At 52.3% G+C, this 10,442-nt stretch carries 9 protein-coding genes; 3 read left to right on the top strand and 6 right to left on the bottom strand.

The window, feature by feature from the left end; genetic code table 11:
• Positions 1 to 209: 209 nt before the first annotated feature.
• The gene (locus ACTQ3V_RS14685; protein ID WP_441468171.1) at positions 210 to 821 is read left to right on the top strand and encodes a CpXC domain-containing protein; all 612 of its coding nucleotides are present in this window, start codon (positions 210 to 212) and stop codon (positions 819 to 821) included.
• Positions 822 to 867: 46 nt separating this feature from the next.
• Here the strand turns inward: ACTQ3V_RS14685 and ACTQ3V_RS14690 are convergent, their stop codons facing one another.
• Positions 868 to 1,719 (bottom strand): putative manganese transporter, encoded by an 852-nt coding sequence (locus ACTQ3V_RS14690; RefSeq protein WP_441468172.1) that lies wholly within the window; start codon positions 1,717 to 1,719, stop codon positions 868 to 870.
• Between the two features lie 129 nt (positions 1,720 to 1,848).
• On the opposite strand from ACTQ3V_RS14690, the gene ACTQ3V_RS14695 reads away from it, so the two are divergent.
• Both ACTQ3V_RS14695 and ACTQ3V_RS14700 read left to right on the top strand, forming a co-directional pair.
• Positions 1,849 to 3,462 carry a DEAD/DEAH box helicase gene (locus ACTQ3V_RS14695; protein ID WP_441468173.1) on the top strand — a complete coding sequence of 538 codons (1,614 nt, stop codon included), beginning with the start codon at positions 1,849 to 1,851 and terminating at the stop codon, positions 3,460 to 3,462.
• Between the two features lie 57 nt (positions 3,463 to 3,519).
• The gene (locus ACTQ3V_RS14700) at positions 3,520 to 4,701 is read left to right on the top strand and encodes a phosphodiester glycosidase family protein (RefSeq protein WP_441468174.1); all 1,182 of its coding nucleotides are present in this window, start codon (positions 3,520 to 3,522) and stop codon (positions 4,699 to 4,701) included.
• 66 nt (positions 4,702 to 4,767) lie between these two features.
• Here ACTQ3V_RS14700 and ACTQ3V_RS14705 read toward each other — a convergent pair whose 3' ends face one another.
• The 5 genes from ACTQ3V_RS14705 to ACTQ3V_RS14725 form a co-directional block, all read right to left on the bottom strand.
• Positions 4,768 to 6,090: a replication-associated recombination protein A gene (locus ACTQ3V_RS14705; protein WP_441468175.1), complete on the bottom strand. Its 1,323-nt coding sequence runs from the start codon at positions 6,088 to 6,090 to the stop codon at positions 4,768 to 4,770.
• Positions 6,091 to 6,191: 101 nt separating this feature from the next.
• Positions 6,192 to 7,514: a hypothetical protein gene (locus ACTQ3V_RS14710; RefSeq protein ID WP_441468176.1), complete on the bottom strand. Its 1,323-nt coding sequence runs from the start codon at positions 7,512 to 7,514 to the stop codon at positions 6,192 to 6,194.
• Positions 7,515 to 7,539: 25 nt separating this feature from the next.
• The gene (locus ACTQ3V_RS14715; RefSeq protein WP_441468177.1) at positions 7,540 to 8,064 is read right to left on the bottom strand and encodes an RNA polymerase sigma factor; all 525 of its coding nucleotides are present in this window, start codon (positions 8,062 to 8,064) and stop codon (positions 7,540 to 7,542) included.
• Between the two features lie 101 nt (positions 8,065 to 8,165).
• Positions 8,166 to 8,828: a hypothetical protein gene (locus tag ACTQ3V_RS14720; RefSeq protein WP_441468178.1), complete on the bottom strand. Its 663-nt coding sequence runs from the start codon at positions 8,826 to 8,828 to the stop codon at positions 8,166 to 8,168.
• 97 nt (positions 8,829 to 8,925) lie between these two features.
• On the bottom strand, positions 8,926 to 10,167 hold the full coding sequence (locus tag ACTQ3V_RS14725; protein WP_441468179.1) for a 6-phosphofructokinase: 1,242 nt from the start codon (positions 10,165 to 10,167) through the stop codon (positions 8,926 to 8,928).
• Between the last annotated feature and the right edge of the window lie 275 nt (positions 10,168 to 10,442).

Genomic DNA, 10,442 nt, shown 5'->3' on the forward strand with positions numbered 1-10,442 from the left:
GCCAAGCAGCTCGCTATCCATAATCGCCACTCCAACAACTTTCCCATGAGGCCTCTAGGTTGGTTTTCTCCCTTAGAGTTCTCTGTCCAATATGTTTGACAAACCTACAATAATTAAGAAACAGGATAGGCTGCATCGCTTGCTTCATGACGGATAACTGTGGTATAATAATTTAAATTGGGCATATACCAAGGAGGAAAAACGGAATCATGATTATCACTTGTCCGCACTGCCAGACTGAAGCTGACCATAAGGTGCACGATCATATTAACATTGACCGTAATCCTCAATTGCGGGCACAGGTGGAGGATCTGTCCTGTTTCCGCGTGAAATGCCCCAATTGTGGTGAAACGGCTCTTGTCGTTCACCCGTGTTTGTATCATGACATGGCCAATCAGTTTATGGTTTGGCTGTGGCCGGAGGAGGGCGAAGCGCCCAAGGCGCAGTTTGATCCGCTGGCCGGATATACGCTGCGCATAGTAGACAGCCTCAACGCTTTCCGAGAAAAGATTAACATTTTGGAACGCGGACTGGATGATCGTGCGGTGGAAATCATGAAGCTGCTGCTGTTTACGCAGCTCAATCATGACTTGGATGTGGTGGATTTGCTGTTCCATGAATTGGACGAGCGTACCGGAGATTTCCGGTTCGTGGCTGTATTGTCCGACGGAGCAGAGCAGTATGCTGCCATGCCGGGTACGGTTTATCAGCGGCTGCGGGAAGATGTGGAAACCTATTTATATACACCCGGCGGTGATTTTACCAAGATCGATATGGTATGGGCACACGGCGCGCTTGAACTGTTACACGAGTTGGGATGAAAAAACGGCCTTTTCGTAGGAAAAGACCGTTCGACATGAATCGGTTTTAGCCAAGGAAAATCTGTACAAGCGTGCCTCCGATGACAGCAACGGCAAATGTGGCTGCGATTACGGGCAGCGCGCGATGCCGGCCCTCTTTCTCCTCGAACAGCACAATGTAGCCAAAGCCTGCGCCGGTGGAAAGTCCGGCAATCAAGGCGCCGAAGCTAATGGTGCCGCCGACAAACAGCTCGGACAGCAGCACACTCATGGCGCAGCTGGGAATCAGGCCAAGGATGGCACAGAGCAGTGGTTGAAAGATACTGTCGGACAGAAGAAGGGAAGCAAGCCTGTCTTCGCCGATAAGGTGCATAATCAGATTTAAGACGAAAAGCACGGCAAACAGGAAAAACGCGGTTTTCAAAGTGTGCCAGATAACACTCCAAATCCGAGAACCTGCGCTGCAATCACAGGAAGGCATTTCAATTTCGAGTGCGTCATCGCTGTTCGTGCGATAACGGCGGAATACGGTATAACGTAAAATGTAGCCGCCGATGACGGCGATGGTAAACTTGACCACCAGCAGAGAAACAACCTGCGGAATGCTGGCACCGCCGGCGAGCATGACAGGCACCGCTTCATCCGAGGTGGCCAGAAAGACGGCAACCAGCGTGGCGGGTGCCAGGTATCCGGCGGAGAATAGTGCGGCAGCTGCGGCGGAAAAGCCGCATTGCGGAATGGTTCCGGCAAGTGCACCGACTACTGGGCCAAATTTTGCTGCCCGTGAGAGCAGAGCCGGTGTATTGGTCAGCCGGTTTTCGATATAATAGAGTAGAGCGTATACCACAAGCAGGAGTGGTATTGTCTTGAGAACATCGAAAAATGCTTCCGGCAAGGTGTGAGACAGGATATCAAGCAATAATTTCACCTCATAGCAAATGACAGTTAAACATGGACAACTACAGAACAGTATAACACACTATCATGCAGTCGGGCAAGAAAGATTTGCCGAAAAGCACCAGTTTTGAAAAGGAAACGAACGAAGGATATGAAATTTAGCGAACTAAAAATTGAAAGAAATATACTAAAGGCGCTGCGCGAAGCTGGGTATGACGAACCGACGCCGATTCAGCAAAAGGCGATTCCACCGGTTTTGGAGGGACATGACCTGATGGGGTGCGCGCAGACCGGTACGGGCAAAACCTGCGCGTTTTCGGTTCCGATCATCCAGCGACTTGCCGGATCGGGCGAAAAAGCCGGAACGATTCGCGCGCTGATTCTAACGCCGACGCGAGAACTCGCACTACAGATTTATGAGAATATATGCCAGTATGCGCGGTATACGTCGTGCACTGCAGCAGTCATTTTTGGCGGTGTGTCGCAGGTACCGCAGGTGGAGGCGATTGCACGCGGTGCAGAGATTTTGATTGCAACCCCCGGCCGATTGTGGGATCTGATGGGTCAGGGTATTGTAAAACTTGACAAAGTGGAGTGTTTTGTGCTGGATGAGGCCGACCGCATGCTGGACATGGGCTTCTTTCCGGATGTCAAACGTATTATCAAATATTTGCCGGCCAAGCGGCAGACACTACTGTTTTCCGCAACCATTCCAAAGGAAATTGCTGCATTGGCGGATAGTCTGCTGACCAATCCTGCGCGTATTTCCATTACGCCGTCGGCCAAGCCGGTGGAAAAAATCGAACAAAAGGTTTTTTTGGTGGAGAAGTCGGATAAAAGGGAACTGCTAATTGACACAATTCGTCAAAGCAATGTACACCAGACACTGGTCTTTACGCGTACCAAGCACGGTGCGGACCGCGTCGCGCGTGACTTGAACCGTGCAGGGATTCATGCAAGAGCCATTCATGGCGATAAGAGCCAGAACCAGCGGCAGCGTGCGCTGGAGGATTTCAAGGGGTGCAAAATTGCTGTGCTTGTCGCGACGGACATTGCCGCGCGTGGTATTGATATTAGTGAGTTGCCTTTGGTCATCAACTTTGACCTGCCCAATATTGCGGAAACCTATGTCCATCGTATTGGTCGTACGGGACGTGCAGGGCAGGAGGGAACCGCCATTTCCTTCTGCGACCGATCTGAGCGTCCGTATTTGGCGGATATCGAAAAGCTGATCGGTAAGCGTATCCCGCTTGCAGGCGAGATTCCGCACGTGGAAAAAGACAATGAACGCGCAGGACGAGAAAACGGTCAGCGGAAGACGACCAATGTGCGTACACGTCGCAAGCCGGTTTCGGAGAATGCTTCTGCGGAAGAGGTTGCCGCAGATGTCGCAAGGGAAAAGGCCGCGAAGCAAAAAGCACGCAAAAATGCTGCCGCAAAGCGTCCCTCCCGCAAGGAGAAAGCAGCAGAAGCACAAAATGAGCAGCGCGCGAAAGCGGCTGCGCCTCGCGCAAGAAAAACAGCTTCGTCTCATTCGAGAGGACGACGCAACGACCCGTATGCACGTTTTGAAAAGAATGAGCCTCGTGTAGATGCACATACGCCGTCGCGTGCTTATGCCTTAAGTGAAGAAGCAGCTGCACGTATTCGCAAAAAGGTAGAGGATGCACTGGCGGCACGTGCACGAACGGCATCCGCTCCAGCACAGCCTGTTCAAAAAAATACAAAAACCATCGCTCGTCGGAGACGGCGTGGCACAAAATGAACAGCTAAAAAATGCTTTTTTAGATAGAAAAATAAGCGGGAAAAGGAGTAAACAACGATGAACGGCGCACGACACCGCTTTGCCCTCGGACTAACCTGTTTTTTTCTGATATGCGTGACTGTGGTTTACCCCTTTCTGCTTTATACTCCAAATGCGTTTGTCAGCCGTTGGAGGGAGTGGTACATTGAAACCGCAATGGGAACAATGACGCATCAATGGCTGGCTACTTGGTTTATACCGGGCGACATCATCGAAGAGGTGATGGCAAAGCGCTATTTACTCAATCAGAAGCAAGAGGGTATTACAAGCGCATGGACCAATGTAGATGCCAATGATACAAAGGCATCTACGCCAAAAGAGCAATTTTATCAAACGTTTTCCGAGTTGGATGAGGATAGCTTTGAAGCATTTCTCCGGGACAATCCGGAGTACATAGCCGACGGATATGATCATATCAATCTTGATCTTATTGGAGATGCCACGAAAAAAAACTATAATACAGGCATTGTTACCAAACAAGGGCATACAGTTTTGGCGATCAATGCAGAGCATGGAATCCTGATTGCGGAAATTGTCGGTGAAGACTCACTTGGCATGGAATATGCCGGCAAGGTGGCGCTTTGCAAAAAACCGGAAAATATATTTGTCGGAACATGTGAAGGGCTGTTTTCCTATGGTTCCTATGTATCGGATATGGTACGGAATTATGATGCAATTTTGGGCATCAATGCGTCCGGTTTTGCGGATTATGAAGGCAATGGAACGGGCGGCTTACCGTATGGTTTTCTAAAAAGTCAAGGGGAAGAGCTGCAGAATGCTGTGGGCGATACATGGAAGATCATTGGCTTTGATAAAGAGAATCATTTGCAGATTGGTGCGTTCACCGATACATCCAATCTGCGTGATGCGGTGGAATTTCACCCTGCATTGATTATCAACGGTGAGAATCTGGTGGCAGGTACGGGGCTGAATGAGCAGCAGCCGCGTACCGCCATTGGTCAGGCGGAGGATGGAACGGTTATCATGCTGGTGGTGGACGGACGTCAGTTCCATTCCTTCGGTATTTCAATTGAGCGGTGCGCCGGAATTATGGAATCCTATCATGCGTATCAGGCCTCAATGTTGGATGGAGGTTCGTCATCTGTGATGGTGTATCAAGGACGGGAAGTCACCAGCCCGACCACTTTATCGAAAAACCCGGAGGGGCGATATCTGCCGGACGCATTTTTGATCCGGTAAGGTTTGGGATAGCAAAATACAAGGAAAAGGCACGGCAAAATTGCTGTGCCTTTTCCTGTTGTGCGTTTATCGTTTACGGTGCTGCTGTTTCCATTGCTTGATTTGTGCAAGACGCGCCTTGTACTTGCTTTCTGAACCCTGTTCGGTTGGGCGGTAGTACTCACGTCCCTCCAGAGAATCGGGCAGGCATTGCATATCGGTCAGTTTGTCGACAATGTCATGCGCATATTGATAACCCTTGCCGTAATCCAGTTCCTTCATTAGTCTGGTGGGTGCATTGCGAATCACAAGCGGTACCGGTTCGGAGAGCTGTGTTAAAGCGTCCTTTTTAGCGCTTTCATAGGCGATATACAGCGCGTTTGACTTTGGTGCGAGTGATAGGTAGACCACTGCGTGTGTCAGATGTACACTGCACTCGGGCATGCCGATAAAGTGACATGCCTGATATGCTGCGACTGCAATTTCCAGCGCGCGAGAGTCAGCCATGCCAACATCCTCGCTGGCAAAGCGAATCACGCGCCGCGCAACATAGAGCGGGTCTTCGCCGGCCTCCAACATGCGTGCAAGCCAGTAGACAGCTGCGTCCGGATCCGAGTTGCGCATGGACTTATGCAGCGCAGAGATGAGATTGTAATGTTCCTCACCAGTCTTGTCATACAGCAGAGACTTTTTAGAGATACATTGTTCCAGCGTCTCGCGTGTGACGGTGACTGTCATGCCGTCTGTATCGCTGTTGAGCACAAGCATTTCGAGCGTGGATAGCGCGGCACGCGCGTCTCCATTGGCAAAGTTTGCAATGGCTTCGAGCATATCCGGTTCAATACGGATGGTCTGCCCACCGAAGCCGCGAGGGTCGGTTAGCGCACGGGAAAGCAGGGAAGTAAGCTCGTTCGTTGCAAGCGCTTGCAGGACGAACACCTTGCAGCGCGACAAGAGCGCGCCGTTGACTTCAAACGACGGGTTTTCGGTCGTAGCGCCGATCAGGATGATGCTGCCTTTCTCAACAAAGGGTAGGAAAGCATCCTGCTGCGCCTTGTTGAAACGGTGAATCTCGTCCACAAACACGATGGTCCGTTCGCCGAAGCGTCGATTGTCCTCGGCCTGCTGCATGACCTGCCGGATTTCCTTGATGCCGCTGGTGACGGCAGAAAAGTCAATAAACGTCGCCTTGGTGTGGTTTGCAATGATGCGTGCCAGCGTGGTTTTACCAACGCCGGGCGGGCCCCAGAAAATCATGGAGCTGATGTGGTCGCTTTCGATCAGGCGGCGCAGCACCTTGCCTTCGCCCAGCAGGTGAGATTGCCCGACAAACTCGGACAGGTCGCGCGGGCGCAGCCGCGCTGCGAGCGGACGGCTATCATCTCCGCCAAATAGGGTTTGTTGTTCCATGCTGCGCACCTCCTTCGCATGATACCTGTATTATATCACCGAACAAATGTTCCTGCAAGACGACATGAAAAATCCTCTCCGAAAAGGAGAGGATTTTCAAGCTATTGCAGAGGAACGTCCACGCCGTCGAAGTTCAGCAAGACGATATCGGACGGATCAAGCGGTTCATCAAATTCCCATTGGTCGTGTGCGTAGCCCATACCGTCCGGTAAAGGATCGCCATTGTCATCCAGTACGGTACCCCAGCCACCGTCGATGCAATTGTTGGTGAGGTACAGCTTTTCGCCGTCTTTGGTTATGGCGTAGGTGGGGCGGTGGCCAAGTATCGTGCCTTTACTGGAAGAGCGTGCAGATATACCAATTTCCGAGACGCGGATTTCTTCGACCAGCGCGCCGCCGACCTGTACGTTCGGGTGGTAGACAACTTCGTCGGCTGTCTCCACCGTGATGGTGCACGACCAGATGCCTTCGACGGGGTCGTGCAGCTGATAAGTGCCCTGCAAGTCGCCAAAGGTCAAATAGGGAAGGTCTTCCGGGGCGATGTCGAATACTTCGTCGAAATACCATTGGTTGTTGTACTGGAAGTATCGGCCGCCGCCGAAATATTGATTCGGGTCACGTTCGTCGGTTACTCTACTGTGTATACTGCTGCCGGAATGATTTGCTTCGCCCAGAAAAGCGGCTTGAATATGCAGCTTGCCGTCCTCGCCAAAGCCGACCGAGGACAGACGGACGCGGTTACTGCCCTCCAGTTCGCAGGGTGTCTGTTCAGGAATTAACGGAATGTGCTCTGCAAAGAACGGCACGCCCATGTCCTCCGCCATGTTTTTCAGTCCGGTGACGGACAGCATCTCGCACGGAAAATCAACTGTTTCCTCTGCGCGTTCGGCAGGTTGGAAGCTGCTGAAAGATATATTGACTTCAGTGCCATCCGCGATCGGACGGCCAATCTCGTAGATTTCGATGAGTGCTGTGCGGCTATTTTCGTCGTAGGATACTACACGCTCGCCGCTGCGCCAGCCGTTGACGGTCGGCGCGTCTTTATCCTGCTCATGGTCGATCCAGCCGTTGATTAGCATATCCTCGCTGAGTCGGTCACCGGTTTTATCCTGTACCTCGACCCAGACGCGCACCAGATTGCTGCTTGTCAGCGCGGCCACCGGCCGCACTTCAATGCCATTGTCCTCGGCAGCAATACCGGTAAGAGGCTGGCTTTGTTCGGAAAAACTGCCAAGCGCATTTTGCAGCGCGGCGCGAAGCGCGGGGATGGCGGCGGCGAATGCAGAAAAGGTCAGTAGCGCAGCGAGTACCGCCGCCAGTGTAATTTTTCCCACTGTCCAGTGCAGCTTAGTGCGGCGGGAATGAAGCTGTTGGAGAATTGCCGCGCGCCGCTCGGGCGAAAGCGTAATATTTTGCATGGTCATATCCAAATCCCTCCTCATATTGCGTTTATTCATCGTAGTACCATCCTTTCAAGGCTTCGCGCAGCATTTTGCGGGCGCGGGACAGGCGAGCGGTGACAGTCGAGACATCCACATGTAAAACGTCTGCGATTTCGCGCGCTTTGAGTTCTTGATAATAGTACAAGATGATCACTTCACGGTAAGGACGGGATAGCGCGAGAATCGCGCGCGGCAAGGTGTCATCCACCTGCGGATCATCCGTAGCGGCAAAGAGCGTATCCAATTCTTCAGCAGGGGCACGGCGCCGTTTCCAAGGAGAACGAAGATAGCTTTTGCATACGTTAATTGCAATGCGGGTGATCCAAGTGGTTTCACTGCCTTTGCCATGGAACGTATCCGCTTTACGCCATGCTCGCAGCAGCGTTTCCTGTACCGCGTCTTCGGCCAGATGCACGTCTTTCAGATAAAGCGTGCACAGACGCAGCAGGCGGTCGCCCCAATCATCGAGCAGGCGTGCAAAGCCGTCCTCGTCCTGCAGATACGAGAGCGTTTTGGTTTGGTTCGGTTCCACAGCGGCTTCACATCCTTTCCAATCATTTGACGCATAGAGAAGGGGAATTACTGCAAAAAAATAGAGGCTTTTTGAAAAGCCTCCATTGAAGATGCGGTCCATTACCCGTAATCAGCTGGCTCACTGGTCAGCACATCGTAATAGTACCAACGCTCGCTATCATCATCCACGAAAAAGTAGAGGCCAAGCGGATTTTCTGTTCGGTCGCCCGTGATACGGCCGATATATCTGCCGCCTTCGGCCTCGCCAACTGGAGTAATTTGTGCAACCGAAGCTGGGTGCATAATTAGCAGGTACAGAGGTAGTACTACGAGGAGCGGCGTATAGAACACCAGCAGTAGGATGAAAGTATTCTGAATTCTGCTGCGTGCAGAACGCGGCTGCATTGGCCGACGGAAAGGAAGTATATGGTATAGCCAGGCGGAGATACCGATCAGCCCCAGCAGACACAGATACCAGACGCTCGGTTGATACCAAACATACCAGCCGCCGTATGCAAGTGCCAAATAGGCGATCGCAGTACACAGCAAAAGCAATAGCGCGCCTGCCCAGCGGGGTGAGCGGTCGGGGGGATCGCGCTCGATATACTCGACGGCGACTAATGGAATCAGCAATGTTATTGCGCCATAAATCCACAGATAGACCGGGTTGACGTTGAGTGCGCCGTCATAGGCGTAATTGAGCCAAGTGGCAAGGCTGCTTGTCGCCAGCCAGGAAGCGATGGCCAGCACGGCCAGAACGGGGGTGGAAAGTTGCTTTTTCATCTCTATCCCACCTTTCAGAAAGGCAAACGGGCAAAGCCTTGCGGCTTTGCCCATTTTATCATCCTGCGCCGCAAGGCGCTATTTAATTAAAAGACGATTACGCCTCTGCCTTAATCTTCTTGAGCTTGGCAAAGCGCGGCAGGCCGTTCACCTTCGGGCCGACATTCTCGCCGGCGATCAGCGGCATAGCATATTCGACGAACTTTTCGGTTACGCCGTTACCTTCCTCGTTGATCCAGTCGCGCGGAACCTTCTTCTCGGTGTTAGCAACCTCAGAGAGCGGGAGCAGCTCGATTTCGCATTTGTAGCCGTTCGCGTCACGGGTGCACTTGAAGCCCGGCATGTAGTCGGTCTTGCCAGCAACAGCGTTCTCAACGGCAGCCTTACCGGACATGTAGGACTCGTCTACGTCGGTCTTGGAAGCACAGTGCGCCGCGCAGCGCTGGAGCAGAGAAAGCTCAATGCCGCGCACTTTACAGCCGATCTCATTCTTAACGGTGTCCGCCAGCATGGCAGCCAAGCCGCCCAGCTGTGCGTGACCGAAGCCGTCGGTCGCAGAGGTCTTGGCCTCGGAAACGAAGGAGCCGTCTGCATAGTGGATACCCTCGGAAACCGCAACCAGGCAGTTGCCCTTTTCTGCATAGATGCGCTTTACGTCTGCCAGGAACTTCTGCATGTCGAAGTCGGTCTCGGGCAGATAAATCAGGTCCGGACCTGCGCCCATCGCGGTTGCCAGACCAGCTGCGCCAGCCAGCCAGCCGGCATGACGGCCCATGATTTCAACGACGCAAACCATGCCGGTGTCATAAACGCGCGCATCCTGATAGATTTCCATGCAGGAGGTAGCGATATACTTAGCGGCGGAAGCAAAGCCCGGGCAGTGGTCAGTGCCAAAGAGGTCGTTATCGATGGTCTTCGGAATACCCATGACACGGCACTCATAGCCAGACTTCATCATATACTTGGAAACCTTGTTGCAGGTATCCATGGAGTCGTTGCCGCCGTTATAGAAGAAATAGCGGATGTCATATTTCTTGAAGATTTCAAGGATACGCTTGTAATCGGTGTCATCCACATCCGGATCGGCCAGCTTATAGCGGCAGGAGCCGAGGGCCGAGGACGGGGTGTAGCGCAGCAGCGCGAGCTCGTCGCGGTCTTCCTTGTCAATGTCGTACAACTCGTCGTTCAGCAGGCCCTTGATGCCATGTGACATGCCGAATACGCGGGTAATGGACGGATTGTCCAGCGCGGTCTCCAACGCGCCGAGCACGGAAGAATTGATGACCGAAGTCGGGCCGCCCGACTGGCCGATGACGCAAGCGCCTTTCAGTTCACTCATAATGATAAACCTCCTAACAAATTAAAATACAGGGTTTGTCCACTGCATTTTCTTGCAATATAAGGTTATCATAAAACCGCTTCAAAATCAATGCAAAACAAAATTTTTTGCATACAGCCGCACATTTTAGGCACAAAAGCAAAAAATGGGTGCAATTTCGCTGATTGTAGGTTTGTCAAACATATTGGACAGTGAACTCTAAAGGAGAAAGCCAACCTAGAGGCCTCATGGGAAAGTTGTTGGAACGGCGGTTATGGACAGCAAGCTGCTTGGAA

This window comes from Candidatus Agathobaculum pullicola, from assembly GCF_052117205.1.
Taxonomy (GTDB): Bacteria; Bacillota; Clostridia; order Oscillospirales; family Butyricicoccaceae; genus Agathobaculum; species Agathobaculum pullicola.

Coding starts and splice junctions, on each gene's coding strand:
- ACTQ3V_RS14720 (WP_441468178.1), bottom strand. CDS start 8,828: ATGAAAAAGCAACTTTCCACCCCCGTTCTGGCCGTGCTGGCCATCGCT.
- ACTQ3V_RS14710 (WP_441468176.1), bottom strand. CDS start 7,514: ATGACCATGCAAAATATTACGCTTTCGCCCGAGCGGCGCGCGGCAATT.
- ACTQ3V_RS14695 (WP_441468173.1), top strand. CDS start 1,849: ATGAAATTTAGCGAACTAAAAATTGAAAGAAATATACTAAAGGCGCTG.
- ACTQ3V_RS14700 (WP_441468174.1), top strand. CDS start 3,520: ATGAACGGCGCACGACACCGCTTTGCCCTCGGACTAACCTGTTTTTTT.
- ACTQ3V_RS14705 (WP_441468175.1), bottom strand. CDS start 6,090: ATGGAACAACAAACCCTATTTGGCGGAGATGATAGCCGTCCGCTCGCA.
- ACTQ3V_RS14725 (WP_441468179.1), bottom strand. CDS start 10,167: ATGAGTGAACTGAAAGGCGCTTGCGTCATCGGCCAGTCGGGCGGCCCG.
- ACTQ3V_RS14685 (WP_441468171.1), top strand. CDS start 210: ATGATTATCACTTGTCCGCACTGCCAGACTGAAGCTGACCATAAGGTG.